13 protein-coding genes are annotated in these 14,795 nt (G+C 65.6%); 8 read left to right on the top strand and 5 right to left on the bottom strand.

Going from position 1 to position 14,795, the window contains the following annotated elements; translation table 11 throughout:
• Positions 1 to 45: 45 nt before the first annotated feature.
• The 8 genes from CIT37_RS23355 (at position 46) to CIT37_RS23320 (ending at position 8,772) form a co-directional block, all read left to right on the top strand.
• On the top strand, positions 46 to 1,668 hold the full coding sequence (locus tag CIT37_RS23355; protein ID WP_038946486.1) for a peptide chain release factor 3: 1,623 nt from the start codon (positions 46 to 48) through the stop codon (positions 1,666 to 1,668).
• A gap of 100 nt (positions 1,669 to 1,768) precedes the next feature.
• Entirely contained in the window at positions 1,769 to 2,347 is a 579-nt protein-coding gene (locus CIT37_RS23350) for a UCP034077 family protein (RefSeq protein ID WP_095424731.1), read from the top strand.
• A 71-nt stretch (positions 2,348 to 2,418) separates the two neighbouring features.
• The gene (locus CIT37_RS23345; protein ID WP_028145059.1) at positions 2,419 to 3,003 is read left to right on the top strand and encodes an NnrU family protein; all 585 of its coding nucleotides are present in this window, start codon (positions 2,419 to 2,421) and stop codon (positions 3,001 to 3,003) included.
• A gap of 72 nt (positions 3,004 to 3,075) precedes the next feature.
• Entirely contained in the window at positions 3,076 to 4,668 is a 1,593-nt protein-coding gene (locus tag CIT37_RS23340) for a class I adenylate-forming enzyme family protein (RefSeq protein ID WP_095424732.1), read from the top strand.
• Positions 4,669 to 4,835: 167 nt separating this feature from the next.
• Positions 4,836 to 5,489: a tetratricopeptide repeat protein gene (locus CIT37_RS23335; protein WP_095424733.1), complete on the top strand. Its 654-nt coding sequence runs from the start codon at positions 4,836 to 4,838 to the stop codon at positions 5,487 to 5,489.
• A 48-nt stretch (positions 5,490 to 5,537) separates the two neighbouring features.
• Entirely contained in the window at positions 5,538 to 6,086 is a 549-nt protein-coding gene (locus CIT37_RS23330) for a hypothetical protein (protein WP_028145056.1), read from the top strand.
• A gap of 50 nt (positions 6,087 to 6,136) precedes the next feature.
• Positions 6,137 to 7,519: a ribosome biogenesis GTPase Der gene (der, locus tag CIT37_RS23325; protein WP_018317605.1), complete on the top strand. Its 1,383-nt coding sequence runs from the start codon at positions 6,137 to 6,139 to the stop codon at positions 7,517 to 7,519.
• Positions 7,516 to 8,772 carry a TCR/Tet family MFS transporter gene (locus CIT37_RS23320; RefSeq protein WP_028145054.1) on the top strand — a complete coding sequence of 419 codons (1,257 nt, stop codon included), beginning with the start codon at positions 7,516 to 7,518 and terminating at the stop codon, positions 8,770 to 8,772. Before der ends, CIT37_RS23320 begins: the two co-directional genes overlap by 4 nt.
• Before the next feature lie 188 nt (positions 8,773 to 8,960).
• Here CIT37_RS23320 and CIT37_RS23315 read toward each other — a convergent pair whose 3' ends face one another.
• The 5 genes from CIT37_RS23315 to CIT37_RS23295 all read right to left on the bottom strand — a co-directional run bounded on the left by CIT37_RS23315 (position 8,961) and on the right by CIT37_RS23295 (position 14,674).
• Positions 8,961 to 10,187, bottom strand: a complete 1,227-nt coding sequence (locus tag CIT37_RS23315) for an ABC transporter substrate-binding protein (protein WP_028145053.1) — start codon at positions 10,185 to 10,187, stop codon at positions 8,961 to 8,963.
• 168 nt (positions 10,188 to 10,355) lie between these two features.
• The gene (locus CIT37_RS23310) at positions 10,356 to 11,498 is read right to left on the bottom strand and encodes an NHL repeat-containing protein (RefSeq protein ID WP_095424734.1); all 1,143 of its coding nucleotides are present in this window, start codon (positions 11,496 to 11,498) and stop codon (positions 10,356 to 10,358) included.
• A 91-nt stretch (positions 11,499 to 11,589) separates the two neighbouring features.
• Positions 11,590 to 12,330 carry an SDR family NAD(P)-dependent oxidoreductase gene (locus tag CIT37_RS23305; RefSeq protein WP_095424735.1) on the bottom strand — a complete coding sequence of 247 codons (741 nt, stop codon included), beginning with the start codon at positions 12,328 to 12,330 and terminating at the stop codon, positions 11,590 to 11,592.
• Positions 12,331 to 12,493: 163 nt separating this feature from the next.
• Positions 12,494 to 14,017, bottom strand: coding sequence for an amidophosphoribosyltransferase (purF, locus tag CIT37_RS23300; RefSeq protein ID WP_028145050.1), 1,524 nt, complete (start codon positions 14,015 to 14,017; stop codon positions 12,494 to 12,496).
• Between the two features lie 27 nt (positions 14,018 to 14,044).
• A complete protein-coding gene (locus CIT37_RS23295; RefSeq protein WP_028145049.1) occupies positions 14,045 to 14,674 on the bottom strand; it encodes a CvpA family protein in 630 nt (209 codons plus the stop codon).
• Between the last annotated feature and the right edge of the window lie 121 nt (positions 14,675 to 14,795).

The following is a 14,795-nucleotide window of genomic DNA, read 5'->3' as shown; positions in this document are numbered from 1 at the left end:
AATGAGGCTTGATCAGGCCCGTTTTCCCTGCCACACGCTCCCGCCATGTCCGACATCGCCATCACCACAGCCGAATCGCCGGCCCGTTCCCCGCTTGCCGCTGAAGTGGCGCGGCGGCGCACGTTTGCGATCATCTCCCATCCCGACGCCGGCAAGACCACGCTGACCGAAAAGCTGCTGCTGTTCGGCGGCGCCATCAATCTCGCCGGTCAGGTCAAAGCCAAGGGCGAGCGGCGCAACACGCGATCGGACTGGATGAAGATCGAGCGCGAGCGCGGCATCTCGGTCGTGACCTCGGTGATGACCTTCGAGTTCGAGGGCCTCGTGTTCAACCTCCTGGACACGCCGGGCCACGAGGACTTTTCGGAAGATACCTATCGCACCCTCACGGCGGTCGATTCCGCCGTGATGGTGATCGACGCCGCCAAGGGCATCGAGGCGCGCACCCGAAAGCTGTTCGAGGTGTGTCGTCTTCGGGATATCCCGATCATCACCTTCATCAACAAGATGGATCGCGAGAGCCGCGACGTGTTCGAGCTGCTCGACGAGATCGAGAAGACGCTGGCGCTCGACACCACGCCGATGACTTGGCCAGTCGGACGCGGCCGCGACTTCCTCGGCACCTACGACGTCGTGAATGGCGGCGTGCGCCTGCTCGAAGGCGGCGGCGCCAAGACCGGCGCGGCGCAGCAGATCGAGATCGCCGAGCTCGCCAAGCTCAACGCCAATCTCGACGTCTCCGCGGTCAAGGACGAGCTCGAGCTCGTCACCGAAGCGTCAAAACCGTTCGAGCTCGACGCGTTCCGCGAGGGCCACCTGACGCCGGTCTATTTCGGCAGCGCGCTGCGCAATTTCGGCGTCGGCGACCTCCTGGAAGGCCTTGGCAAGTTCGCGCCGGAGCCGCGCGCGCAGGACAGCGACCAGCGCAAGGTCGAGGCCACCGATCCGCGCATGAGCGCCTTCGTGTTCAAGATCCAGGCCAATATGGATCCGAACCACCGCGACCGCATCGCCTTCGCGCGCCTCTGCTCGGGCAAGCTCAGCCGCGGCATGAAGGCCAAGCTGGTTCGTACCGGCAAGAGCATGCCGCTGTCGAGCCCGCAATTCTTCTTCGCGCAGGACCGCTCGGTCGCGGATGAAGCCTTCGCTGGCGACGTCGTCGGCATTCCCAATCACGGCACGCTGCGCATCGGCGACACGCTGACCGAAGGCGAGGATTTCAACTTCGTCGGGGTGCCGAGCTTTGCGCCGGAAATCGTTCGCCGCGTCCGTCTCACCGACGCGATGAAGGCTAAGAAGCTGAAGGAAGCGCTGCAGCAGATGTCGGAAGAGGGCGTGGTGCAGGTGTTCCGCCCGCGCGACGGAGCGCCGGCGCTGGTCGGTGTCGTCGGCGCGCTCCAGCTCGACGTGCTGAAGGCGCGGCTGGAGGCCGAGTATTCATTGCCGGTCGAGTTCGAGGTCAGCGAATTCCAGCTCGCGCGCTGGGTCTCCTCGGAGGACCGCAAGAAGCTCGACACCTTCATCGCCGCCAATACCTCCAGCATCGCTGACGACGTCGACGGCGATCCCGTGTACCTGGCGAGGAACGAATTCTATCTCGGCTACACCAAGGAGCGCGCCGAGGGCATCGAGTTCACCAACGTCAAGGACGTCAAGAAGAAGGGGTAGGGCGGCGCCTCATCTTGCGCGCGAGCATGTGAACGCGCGCGGGCTTGACGCGTGCATGGACGATGCCACTTTTGTCGAAGTGACATCGCGAACTCGCATCATGTGGCGCGGCATCCTCGTTTTCATCCTATTGGCGATCTCTACGATCGCTGCCGACGCGAGGCCGCGGCAGATCAATCCGATCCCGTTCGCGCACGAGCCCTGCAGCGTGCTCGACGGCCGCCCCTGCACGCCGTCCTATTGCAGCCCGCTCGAGCCCGGTCCCTGCATTCCCGAGATTGACTATCCCTACGGCCAGAATCTCCAGCTCACCATCCAAAGCGTCCCACCAGAGGCCGATCGCGCCAAATACCAAAAGCCCGATCACGATCTCGACACGATCGGCGACCTCTTCGCCGAGTTGCGTAGCTGCTGGTCGCCGCCATCGGACAATGCGCGCGCGGGCATGCAGATGTCGGTGCGTTTCAGCTTCAACAGGGCCGGAGGCCTGATCGGCCCGCCGCGCCTCACATTCGCGACCGCCGGCGTCCCCGCCGACACCCGCACGACGTATCTGAAGGCGATCAACGCATCGCTGAATGCCTGCCTGCCGCTGAAATTCACTGGCGGGCTCGCCGGCGCCCTGGCCGGGCGGCCGATCGCGATCCGGTATGTCGACAATCGGCAGGTCGCTCAGTAGCGCGCGAGTTGCGACCCGCGGCCAATCGATGATACGCCATTGGCGGGGGCTGCTTTACGGGGGAGGATGTCGTGGGTCTGCTGGTCATGATCCTGGGGCTTGCGCTGTTTTTTGCGACCCATGTGTTCACCACCAAACGTGAGGCGCGCGCGCAGGCAATCGCAAGGCTGGGCGAGGGGACCTACAAGATCCTCTATGCCGTGGTCTCGCTCGCGGGGCTCGCGTTGATCATCTGGGGCTTTGCCCATTACCGCAGCTCCGGCTGGATCGACGTCTGGTATCCGCCGAAGGCGATGAAGCACATCACGCTCGCGCTGATGCTGCCCGCGGTCATCCTGGTGGTTGCCTCTTATCTGCGCGGCCGCATCTACGCGACGCTGAAGCATCCGATGCTGGCCGGCATCAAGCTGTGGGCGGCGGCGCATCTGCTCGCCAACGGCGATCTCGGCTCCATCATCCTGTTCGGCTCGTTCCTGGGCTGGGCGGTATACGACCGCATTTCGCTCAAGCATCGCACCGATAGCGGTGGCCCGCCGATCCCTGTGGGCGGCGTCAGCAATGATCTGATTGCGATCGTCGTCGGCGTCGTCGCCTATCTCGCGCTGGCCTTCGCGTTCCATCCGGTCGTGATCGGTGTTCCCGTGATCGGGGTCTAGCCGGTCAGCACAAGACGAAACCCGATGTCCATGCGCGGAAGGCAATAAGAGCAACAAGCCGAGGGCCCTTCGATGGACTGGTCGCAATCTCAGATCCCGCCGATGCGGTTCGAGGCGCGCTTTGGCGATCGGGTGGTGCCGGCCTTTTGCGACCGGCCGGCGAGCGTGTGGGAGATGATCGCGCAAGCCCGCGCCCGCAATGCCGATGGCGAGGCGCTGATCGCAGGCAATGTCCGGCTGAGCTGGCGGCAGGCCGTGGAGCAGGCAGCGCAGATCGCCGCGGGCTTCCGCAAGCTTGGCCTGCAGCGCGGCGACCGCGTCGCGATCCTGCTCGGCAACCGCATCGCATTTCCGCTGCTGCTGTTTGCCGCCGCGCATGAGGGGCTGGTCACGGTGCTGCTCAGCACGCGCCAGCAGAAGCCGGAGATCGCCTATGTCCTCGCCGATTGCGGCGCCAGGATCCTGATCCACGAAGCAGGGCTCGCAGAGCGGCTGCCCGATGCGCAGGAGGTGCCCGATGTGATCCATCGCATCGCCGTCGACGACGATCCGGCTCGCTCGCGCTTCGCCGCGCTCGCCGACAATCCGCCGGCGCCAGCGCCGGTCGAGGTGAGCGAAGAGGACACGGCGATGATCCTCTACACCTCGGGCACCACAGGCAAGCCGAAGGGCGCGATGCTGGCCCATTGCAACATCGTCCATTCCTCGATGGTGTTCGCGTCCTGCCTGCAATTGACGCAGGCGGATCGCTCGATCGCGGCAGTACCTCTCGGCCATGTCACCGGCGTCGTCGCCAACATCACGACCATGATCCGCTGTGGCGGAGCGCTGATCATCATGCCGGAGTTCAAGGCCGCCGATTACCTCAAGCTCGCCGCGCGCGAGCGGGTCACCTACACGGTGATGGTGCCGGCGATGTACAATCTCTGCCTGCTGCAGCCGGATTTCGACAGCTACGATCTGTCGAGCTGGCGCATCGGCGGCTTCGGCGGCGCGCCGATGCCGGTCGCGACCATCGAGAAGCTCAAGGCGACGATTCCCGGCCTGAAGCTGATGAACTGCTACGGTTCGACCGAGACGACGTCCCCCTCGACGATCATGCCGGGCGAGCTGACCGAGAGCCACATCGACAGCGTCGGCCTGCCGTGTCCCGGCGCGCGCATCGTCGCGATGGATCCGGACGGGCGTGAGCTGGCCCATGGCGAGATCGGCGAGCTCTGGATCCAGAGCGCCTCCGTCATCAAAGGCTACTGGAACAACCCGAAGGCGACCGCCGAAAGCTTCACCAGCGGATTCTGGCACTCCGGCGATCTCGGCTCGGTCGATGCGGACGGGTTCGTCCGGGTGTTCGACCGGCAGAAGGACATGATCAATCGCGGCGGCCTGAAGATCTATTCGGCCGAGGTCGAATCCGTGCTGGCCGGCCATCCCGCGGTGATCGAGAGCGCGATCATCGCCAAGGCGTGCCCGGTGCTGGGCGAGCGCGTCCACGCCGTGGTGGTGACACGCAGCCCGGTCGCCGACAGCGACTTACGGGCTTGGTGCGCCGAGCGTCTGTCCGACTACAAGGTTCCCGAGACCATGGCGATCACGCCGGACCCGCTGCCGCGCAATGCCAACGGCAAGGTGCTGAAGCGGCAGCTCCGGGAGCTCCTGGGCCCTTGAGCCGGGCAGGCGCCATCCGGGCTCTCCCGGGTGGTTAACGCCTTGATCGGGCTCGCTTTGCCTTGCCAGCGCCATATCGTTAGGGTACCTCGCCGCCACGTGGGGGACGGGATTCCTGACGCGAACGCTTCCGCGCGCGTACCCGGATGGGCATGGGATTAGCATAAGTGTCTGAATTATTTAACGAAGTCGACGAGGAAGTACGTCGCGAACAGCTCAAGAAGCTGTGGGATAGATATTCGATCTACTTCATCGCCCTGATGGTGCTGGTTGTGGCCGGCGTCGGCGGCTGGCGCGGGTATCAGTATCTGGAGGCCAGGAAGGCCGCCGAGGCCGGCGCCGCCTTCGAGAAGGCCGCCGAGCTGTCCGACCAGGACAAGCATGCCGAGGCCGAGGCCGCCTTCACCGAGCTCGCCGCCAAGGCGCCGTCGGGCTATCGCACCCTGGCGCGGCTGCGTGCCGCGGCCGAGGCGGCGCCCCGCGACGCCAAGGCTGCCGCCAAGATGTATGACGACATCGCTGCCGACCGCAGCGTCGGCGGTGAGTGGCAGGATCTGGCCAAGGTCCGCGCCGCCGGCCTGCTGCTCGACAGCGCGTCCTATGCCGACATGCAGCAGCGGCTCGAGCCTTCCGCAGCGCCCAAATCGACCTTCCGCCACAGTGCCCGCGAGATGCTGGCGCTGTCGGCCTGGCGCAACAACGACATGACCGCGGCCCGCAAATGGCTCGACGCGATTAGCGAGGACGGCGAAACGCCGCCCGGCCTGCGCTCGCGCGCCGAGGCGCTCCAGGCCCTGCTTCCGCCCGTCGCCAAGAGCTGAGCAAAAAGAGCTGACGACGGGCCCTCTGACGTAAACGAGACACACAAGATGCGCCGTACGCCACGCTTGATCGCAGCCGCCGTCCTGATCGCCTTCACGGGTGTCCTGGGCGGCTGCTCCAGCTTCGATCCAAGCGACATGCTCGACTTCCTCGACACCAAGAAGAAGCTGCCGGGCGACCGCAAGCCGGTCTTCCCGGAGGGCGTGCCGGGCCTCGAGCAGGGCGTCCCGAAGGACATGTACAAGGGCGCTCAGCAGCAGCCCGATCCGAACGCACCTGCCGTCGCGGCTTTGCCCGCCGAGCCGCCGCCCGAGGCCAAGCCGGCGAAGGGAGCCCACGCAAAGAAGACAAGGCAGCCGGCCGCCGCAGCCGTCGCGCCCGCGGAGGCGCCCGCCGGCGAAGTTGACGGCGAGGCCCAGCCGGAGGCGGCGCCGGCCACGGCCGCTCCGCCGCCCAAGCACAAGATCGTCCGCAAGCGCACCACCGCACCGCCGCCAGATCAGCCGGTCCAGCAGGCGCAACCGACCCAGACCACGCAGCAGCAGACGCAGGGCGGCTTCCCGGCGCCGCTGCCGAGCGGCAGCTTCTCGCGCTAATAATTCCACCTGCATTGACAGGCGCAGCCCCGGCAGCGCACGAATGACCGATGTCCTTCACGATTGCCATTATCGGCCGGCCCAATGTCGGCAAATCGACGCTGTTCAACCGCCTGGTCGGACAGAAGCTCGCGCTCGTCGACGACCTGCCGGGCGTCACCCGCGACCGCCGCGAGGGTGAGGCGAGGCTCGGCGATCTCGAATTCACCATCATCGATACCGCCGGCCTCGACGAGGGCGCCAAGGGCTCGCTGACCGCGCGCATGCAGGAGCAGACCGAGACCGCGATCGCGCAGGCCGACGCGCTGTTCTTCGTCATCGATGCCCGCGTCGGCCTCACGCCCACCGACCGCGCCTTCGCCGATTTCGCCCGCAAGGCCAACAAGCCCGTGCTGCTGGTTGCCAACAAGAGCGAGGGCAAGCACGGCGATGCCGGCGCGATGGAATCCTTTGCACTCGGCCTCGGCGATCCCATCCAGATCTCGGCCGAGCATGGCGAAGGCATGGGCGAGCTCTACGATGAACTCGCCAAGCTGATGCCGGAGCCCGTCGACGACGACGAGACCGAGGACGACGAGCCGCTCACCGAGGAAGAGGCCGCGACGCGCCCGATCCGGGTCGCCATCGTCGGCCGGCCCAATGCCGGCAAGTCGACGCTGATCAACCATCTGCTCGGCGAGGAACGCCTGCTGACGAGCCCGGAGGCCGGCACCACGCGCGATTCCATCGCGGTCGAGATCAACTGGAAGGGCCGCGAGTTTCGCGTGTTCGATACCGCCGGTCTCCGCCGGCGCTCCCGCATCGAGGAGAAGCTGGAAAAGCTCTCCGTCGCCGACGCCCTGCGTGCGGTCCGTTTTGCCGAAGTCGTCGTGATGATGATGGATTCGCAGAACCGCTTCGAGGAGCAGGATTTGCGCATCGCCGATCTGATCGAACGCGAGGGCCGCGCGGTCGTGCTCGCCGTCAACAAATGGGACCTGATGGAGAGCAAGGGGGGCGGCGCGATCTCGGGCCTGCGCCGCGATGCCGACCATTGGCTGCCGCAGATCAAGGGCGTGCCGATCGTCGCGGTCTCGGGCCTGATGGGCGAGGGCATCGATCGGCTGATGCAGGCAATCCAGGACGCCTACGCGCTCTGGAACCGGCGCGTGTCGACTTCGGCGTTGAACCGCTGGTTCGAGCAGGCTGTCCAGGCCAATCCGCCGCCCGCCGTGTCCGGCCGACGGCTCAAGCTCAATTACATCACGCAGACCAAGGCGCGCCCGCCGAGCTTTGTACTGTTCTGCTCGCGCGCGGACGCGGTGCCGCAGTCCTATCTGCGCTACCTCATCAATTCCATGCGCGAGACTTTCGAACTGCCGGGCACGCCGGTGCGCATTACTCTCCGTGAAAAGGCCAATCCCTTCGCGCACAAGCGCAAGCGCCCGTCGTGAGTGACGGCGCCGGCGAGGCGACGGCGCAAGGCGCCGTGCCGGCGAGGCGCGGCGCGGTCGCCTTCATCTTCGTCACCATCCTCTTGGACATGCTCGCGCTCGGCGTGATCATGCCGATCCTGCCGAAGCTGATCGAGAGCTTCGTCGACAACGATACCGCCCACGCCGCCCGCATCTTCGGCCTGTTCGGCACCGCCTGGGCGCTGATGCAGTTCGTGTTCTCGCCGTTGCTCGGCGCGCTGTCGGACCGTTTCGGGCGGCGGCCGGTGGTGTTGCTGTCGAATTTCGGCCTTGCCGCCGACTACGTGCTGATGGCGCTGGCGCCGTCCCTGGTGTGGTTGTTCGTCGGCCGCGTCATCTCCGGCATCACCTCGGCCAGCATCTCGACGGCCTTTGCCTATATCGCCGACATCACGCCGCCGGAGCGGCGCGCGGCGGTCTTCGGCCGGATTGGCGCGGCGTTCGGCGCCGGATTCATTCTTGGGCCAGCGCTCGGCGGCCTGCTCGGCGATATCGATCCGCGCTTGCCGTTCTGGGCGTCGGCAGCCCTCAGCTTCGCCAATGCGCTCTATGGGCTGTTCGTCCTGCCGGAATCGCTCGCGCCCGACAAGCGCGCGCCGTTCCGCTGGCGGAGCGCCAGTCCGGTCGGGGCGCTCCGCCTATTGCGCTCCAATGCAGTGCTCGCTGCGTTGTCCGTCGTCAATTTCATCGCGCAGGTCGCACATGTCGTGCTGCCCTCGACCTTCGTGCTCTATGCGACCTATCGCTACGGTTGGGATTCCAAGACCGTGGGATTGACGCTGGCGATGGTCGGCATCTGCGCCATGGTGGTGCAGGGGCTTGCGATCGGCCCGATCGTGCGCGTGCTCGGCGAGCGGAACGCGCTGTTGCTGGGCCTGTGTTGTGGCGCGCTCGGCTTCGTCGTCCTGGGCGCTGCGCCGACCGGGCCGCTGTCCTGGATCGGGATTCCCATTCTGGCGCTGTGGGGCATCTCGGGTGCCGCGTCGCAGGCATTGATGACGCGGCTGGTCGCGGCCGAGCAGCAGGGCCAGCTCCAGGGCGCGACCGCGAGCGTGCAGAGCGTCTCGCAGCTCGTCGGCCCGTTCCTGTTCACGCTGACCTTTTCCTATTTCATCAGCGCGGGCGCGCCGCTGCATCTGCCCGGCGCACCGTTCCTGCTCGCGGCAGCGCTGATGGTGGTCTGCGTGGCGATCGCGGTGCGGACGCTGGGGGCGGCGAAGGCAGGATCGTAGGGTGGGCAAAGGCGCGCCGCGCCGTGCCCACCATCTGTTCATGATAGCAAGAAGTCGTGGGCACGCTTCCGCCGCCGCTCTTCGAGCTATGGCGGACAAGTCGCTTTGCCCACCCTACGGCAGTGGAGAATGCCGCGCGAGATCCCGGGTTCGATGCTTCGCATCGCCCCGGGATGACCGCTATGCGGTCACTTCTTTACCAGCGGGCAGTCGCTGTCCTTGAGCGGCTTGGCCGCGTCTTCCGCCGAGATCGTGGCGATCTGCTTGTAATAGTCCCACGGCCCCTTCGACTCCTCGGGCTTCTTCACCTCGAACAGGTAAGCGGGGATGAGGCGGCGGCCGTCCTGGCGCAGCGGACCGTTGCCGAACAGCGGATCGTCGGTCGGCAGCTCCTTCATCTTGGCGACGACCTTGGCGCCGTCATGCGGATTGCCGCCGAGTGCGTCCATCGCCTTCAGATAGTGCAGCACCATCGCGTAGTTGCCGGCCTGCGTCATCGAGGGCATCGCGTTCTTGCTGGCCAGCGCCGAGAAACGCTTGGACCATTCGCGGGTCTTGTCGTTCAGGTCCCAGTAGAACGATTCGGTGAAGGTCAGGCCCTGGGCGGTCTTGAGGCCCAGCGAATGCACGTCGTTGATGAACAGCAGCAGGGCCGCGAGCTTCTGGCCGGCGGAGACGATGCCGAATTCGGCCGCCTGCTTGATCGAGTTCGTGGTGTCGCCGCCGGCGTTGGCAAGGCCTACCACCTTGGACTTGGAGGATTGCGCCTGCAGCAGGAAGGATGAGAAGTCCGCGGTATTGATCGGATGCTTGACGCTGCCGAGCACCTTGCCGCCGTTCGCGGTCACGACCGCCGTGGTGTCGCGTTCGAGCGCGTGGCCGAAGGCATAATCCGCAGTCAGGAAGAACCAGCTGTCGCCGCCGGCCTTGGTCAGCGCCTTGCCGGTGCCGTTGGCCAGCATGTAGGTGTCATAGGTGTAGGAGATCGTGTTCGGCGTGCAGGCCTTGCCGGTGAGGTCGGCGGAGGCGGCGCCGGAATTCAGCAGCACCGCATTCTTTTCCTTGACAAGGTTGCTGACCGCCAGGGCGACACCGGAGTTCGGCGTGTCGGCGATCGCGTCGACCTTCTCGTTGTCGATCCACTGCCGGGCGATGTTGACGCCGACGTCGGGCTTGTTCTGGTGATCGCCGCTGATGACGTCGATCTTCCAGCCCTTCTTGAGCAGGCCGGAATCCTCGACCGCCATCTTGATCGCAACCACGGAGTTGGGGCCGCCGATGTCGGCATAGAGGCTCGACATGTCGTTGAGCACGCCGATCTTGACGGTCTTGTCCTGCGCGTAGGCGGATGTTGCAAAACCGAAGGCGGCACAGGCCAGAAGGGCCGCGGAGCGGCGCGCGAACGTCGTCGTCATAAAAGGTTTCCTCCCTTGTCAAATATGCGGACGGCTCTCTTGCGAAGCCTTGTTCCGGCTGATTGGCTCTAGCCTTTCCCAGGGCCGGCGGCAATGCGCCTAAAGCCGGATGACGCTGCGTCGTAGCGTCATCCTTCGGTTAACTTTTGGGCAAAATGCGTTGAGACGCTATTTGAGCGCGTCCGATGTCAGCTTGAATTTCTGGATGCGCTTTCCGGTATCGACCTCGGCGGTATAGACGTTACCCCTCGCGTCGATCGCCATGGCATGCACCCAGTGGAATTGACCGGCGTTGCGGCCGTTGTGCCCGAAGCTCCCGACCACGCTACCATCTTCGCGCTTGATGACCCTGATCTCGTTGTTCTCGCCGTCGGCGCTGAGCAGATAGGTCTGCTTCGGATCGGGCCAGATCGCGATGTCCCACACCGCGCCGTTGCCGAGCGTGTTCTTCTCGAAGAAGAACTCCTTCACGAAGCTGCCGTCCTTCCTGAAGACCTGGATGCGGTTGTTGATGCGGTCGCAGACATAGACGAGGCCGTCATTGGCAAGCTTCACGCAGTGGACCGGGTTGCCGAATTGCTGCGCGACCTGCGCCTTGGGATCGTAGGGCGCCTGCTTGGCGTCGTCGGGCTTGTTGCCGTAGGCGCCCCAGTGCCGCTTGTAGGCCAGCGTCGTCGCATCGAACACGATGACGCGGCGGTTGCCGTAGCCGTCGGCGACGTAGATTTCGTTCGCCTCCTTGTCGAGTGCGGTCTCGGCGGGCTTGCCGAGCTGCGTCGTGTCGTTGCTGCCGAGGCTCGGGGCGAACTTGCCGATCTGGGCGACGAACTTGCCGTCGAGCGTGAACTTCAAAATGGCGTTGTCGTTGTCGGCATTGCCGCCGACCCAGACGAAGCCGCGCTCGTCGACCTCGATGCCGTGCTCGCGGCCGACCCATTCATAGCCCTGGCCGGGACCGCCCCAGGACCGCAGCAGATTGCCGTCGGCGTCGAACTCGAGCACGGGCGGCGCCGACACGCAGCATTTCGAGCGCGGCGGAGTGAGGCTTGCGCCTTTCTCGTCGTCGGTGAGCGAGCGCGGGCGATGGATCACCCAGATATGGCCCTGCCAGTCGACCGTGATGCCGCCGACCTGGCCGAGGATCCAGTTGTTGGGCAGCTGCTTCGGCCAGGAGGGATCGACCGCGAAGGTCGGGACGTCGCCGGCATTCGATGCAACCGGAGACGCGAGCGCGACGGCTGCGATCAGAATGGAGAGTGCGTGACGTGCGAGCGCAGACGCAAAGCCTGCGCGATCATGCCATGGCGCCATGGCAACCTCCATTTTTTGGCGCGCGGCTTGCTGCCGCTTGCGCGCGGGCAGTCAATCGCGGGGAGGCAGTCAAGTCAATCAGGCAAGGAAATTACGCAGGCGAGCGGAAGCTCATCAGGCTGCGCGTCTTGTAGTCGTAGAACTTGCCGGTCTCGGTCCAGTCAGGCGCGCACATCGGCACGATGAATTCGGCGACCTGCTCCGGCGTATCCAGCGTCGCGGGGTCTTCGCCCGGCATCAGGGTTGCGCGCATGCGGGTGCGGACCGGGCCGGGGTTGAACAGATTGATGCGCAGCTTCGTGTTGGCGGTCTCCTGCGCCCAGGCGCGGGCGAGTGTTTCCAGTGCGGCCTTGGACGCCGCGTAGGGGCTGATATAGGCGGTCGCCTTGTTGGCGGCGCCCGAGGTGATGAACACGGCGCGGCCGGCATCGGACTGCTTCAGCAGCGGCTCCATGCAGCGGATCAGCTGGAAGTTCGCGGAGACGTTGAGGGCCATCACGTCGGTGAAGGTCTTCAGCTCGATATGACCGATCGGCGAAGAGGGGCCGAGCACGCCGGCATTTCCGACCAGGATGTCGAGCTTGCGGTAGCGTTCGTGCAGGCCGGCGCCGAGACGCGCGATACCGTCGGAATCGGTGAGGTTGAGCGGTACCAGCGTGGCACTGCCGCCGACTTTCCGGATCTCGTCGTCGAGCTCTTCCAGCCCGCCCTGCGTGCGCGCCACCGCCACGATATGCGCGCCGGCTTTGGCGACCGCGATCGCGGTGGCATAGCCGATGCCGCGCGAGGCGCCGGTGACGAGAGCGATGCGATCAGCGAAGGGTTTTGTCATGGCGGGGTTTTACAGGCGTGGCTGGCCGGGACAAGCCCCCATCCGCATCTGTCATTTCCGGGATGGTGCGAAGCACCAGACCTCAGATGCGCAATCGCGCATCGGGGAATCTCGAGATCCCGGGCTCGATGCTTCGCATCGCCCCGGGATGACGGCTGCGCCGTCAGCTCGCCTCCGCCAGCAGAGACAGCTGTCGCGGCTGCTGCTCGGTCTGGGTCTGGTCGGTGAGGTGGGTCGGATAGGCCCCGGTAAAGCAGTGATCCGAGAATTTCGGATTGGCGGGGTCGCGGCCGGGCTCGCCCATGGCGCGGTACATGCCGTCGATGGACAGGAAGGCGAGCGAGTCTGCGCCGATGATCTCGCGCATCTCCTCCAGGGAATGCGTCGCGGCCAGGAGGCCGCCGCGATCGGGCAGGTCGATGCCGTAATAATCGGGATAGAGGATCGGGGGCGAAGCGAGCCGGAAGTGCACTTCCTTGGCGCCGGCATCGCGCATCATGCGCACGATCTTCTTCGAGGTGGTGCCGCGCACCAGCGAGTCGTCGATCAGGATGATGCGCTTGCCTTCGATCGCGGCGCGGTTGGCCGAATGCTTCATGCGCACGCCGGATTCGCGGATCGCCTGCGTCGGCTGGATGAAGGTGCGGCCGACATAGTGGTTGCGGATGATGCCGAGCTCGAACGGCACGCCCGAATGCTGGCTGTAGCCGACCGCGGCGGGCACGCCGGAATCCGGCACCGGCACGACGACGTCGATCGGCACGTGGCTCTCGCGCGCGAGCTGCGCACCGAAGGCCTTGCGGACCTCGTAGACCGAGCGGCCGTGGACGATGGAGTCCGGACGGGCGAAATAGATGTATTCGAAGATGCAGGGACGCGGGGCCATCGGCGGGAACGGCTTGTGGATGTCCTGGCCGTTCTCGTCGAACACGATGACTTCGCCCGGCTCGATGTCGCGGATGAAGCGCGCGCCGATGATGTCGAGCGCGCAGGTCTCCGAGGTCAGGATCGGGCAGCCGTCGAGCTCGCCGAGCACCAGCGGGCGGATGCCACGCGGATCGCGCGCGCCGACCAGCTTCTTGTTGGTCAGCGAGACCAGCGCATAGGCACCCTCGATCTCGCGCAGCGCGTCGATGTAGCGCTCGATGAAGCGGCTGCGCCTGGAGCGCGCGACCAGATGCAGGATCACCTCGGTGTCGGTGGTCGACTGCATCATGGCGCCGTGGCGCACCAGCTCGCGGCGCAGCGTCAGGCCGTTGGTGAGGTTGCCGTTATGGGCGACCGCCAGACCGCCGGCATTGAGCTCGGCGAACAGCGGCTGCACGTTGCGCAGGATGGTGGCGCCGGTGGTGGAGTAGCGGACATGGCCGACGGCCATATTGCCGGGGAGGCGGTCGATCACTTCGCGGCGGGAGAAGGTGTCGCCGACGAGGCCGAGGCGGCGTTCACTGTGGAAGCGGCTGCCGTCGTAGGAGACGATGCCGGCGGCTTCCTGGCCACGGTGCTGAAGGGCGTGCAGACCAAGCGCGGTGATGGCGGCGGCGTCCGGGTGACCATAGATGCCGAAGACGCCGCATTCCTCGCGCAGCGTATCTCCTTCCAGGTCGTCCTGAACCTCTAGAGCGGCCGGGCTTGGGCCGGCGTTTGGATCGAGATCAAGTTGGGCGTCCTGGTCAGGGTGTCGCATCTCGTCCGCGCCTCTCTTTAAGGGCAATCAACGCGCCGCAGGTTTCTCGATCAGTTTCTTCAAACTGTCACGAGCAGGTTTACTGTATCCGTCGCCACTGCCCGAAGGCTGCTGCTCGGATTCAGCTTGATCATCATCTGGTTTGTTTTTCTTGAATCTCTTCAAGATGGTGTTCTCGGGGTCGTCAGGCAAGAGGGCCATTAGCCAATCCCCGGTTCCCTGGAGCACAACGCGGGATTTGGCCCCCGTCACCCAGTCCGGGCGCTGCTTGTCCGGAACCAGCCAGGTGAAGAACAGGAAGGCGACCACGACGATCAAAAGCCCGCGAGCCAGGCCAAACAGGAAGCCGAGGGTGCGGTCCAGCGCGCCGATCCTGGAATCCAGGATCATGTCGGAGATCCGGACCGTGATCACGGAGACCACGACCAGGGTGCCGACGAAAACGCCGGCGACGACGACCACGCTCGCGACGGTATCGTTGTTGAAATAGCTCTTGGCGGTCGGCAGCAGCTTTGAGAAGGAGTACAGCGTCACGATCGCCGCGGCGCCCCAGGCCGCGATCGACAGGATTTCGCGCATGAAGCCGCGGACCATCGCGAGCAGGCCCGAGATCAGCATCACACCGAGCAGGATCAGGTCGAGGAGTGTTACTGGCATCGGCTGGTCTGGTCCGCTCGTACGTCGAAGGTGCTCTAGCGAATCGGTGTTTGGCCGCTGCCCTAAAAGAGGGGCAGACGGCGTTCCCGGCAAGGCCGCAACCACGCAATCCCATGCTGCT

The organism is Bradyrhizobium ottawaense, from assembly GCF_002278135.3.
GTDB lineage: Bacteria > Pseudomonadota > Alphaproteobacteria > Rhizobiales > Xanthobacteraceae > Bradyrhizobium > Bradyrhizobium ottawaense.
Note: the sequence above shows the minus strand (reverse complement) of the source record. Positions and strands in the feature narration are given on the sequence as shown.

Bases quoted from the DNA above. Each gene is read 5' to 3' on its own strand.
- CIT37_RS23355 (WP_038946486.1), top strand. From the start codon at position 46: ATGTCCGACATCGCCATCACCACAGCCGAATCGCCGGCCCGTTCCCCG.
- CIT37_RS23350 (WP_095424731.1), top strand. From the start codon at position 1,769: ATGTGGCGCGGCATCCTCGTTTTCATCCTATTGGCGATCTCTACGATC.
- CIT37_RS23340 (WP_095424732.1), top strand. From the start codon at position 3,076: ATGGACTGGTCGCAATCTCAGATCCCGCCGATGCGGTTCGAGGCGCGC.
- CIT37_RS23330 (WP_028145056.1), top strand. From the start codon at position 5,538: ATGCGCCGTACGCCACGCTTGATCGCAGCCGCCGTCCTGATCGCCTTC.
- der (WP_018317605.1), top strand. From the start codon at position 6,137: ATGTCCTTCACGATTGCCATTATCGGCCGGCCCAATGTCGGCAAATCG.
- CIT37_RS23315 (WP_028145053.1), bottom strand. From the start codon at position 10,187: ATGACGACGACGTTCGCGCGCCGCTCCGCGGCCCTTCTGGCCTGTGCC.
- CIT37_RS23310 (WP_095424734.1), bottom strand. From the start codon at position 11,498: ATGGCGCCATGGCATGATCGCGCAGGCTTTGCGTCTGCGCTCGCACGT.
- CIT37_RS23305 (WP_095424735.1), bottom strand. From the start codon at position 12,330: ATGACAAAACCCTTCGCTGATCGCATCGCTCTCGTCACCGGCGCCTCG.
- purF (WP_028145050.1), bottom strand. From the start codon at position 14,017: ATGCGACACCCTGACCAGGACGCCCAACTTGATCTCGATCCAAACGCC.
- CIT37_RS23295 (WP_028145049.1), bottom strand. From the start codon at position 14,674: ATGCCAGTAACACTCCTCGACCTGATCCTGCTCGGTGTGATGCTGATC.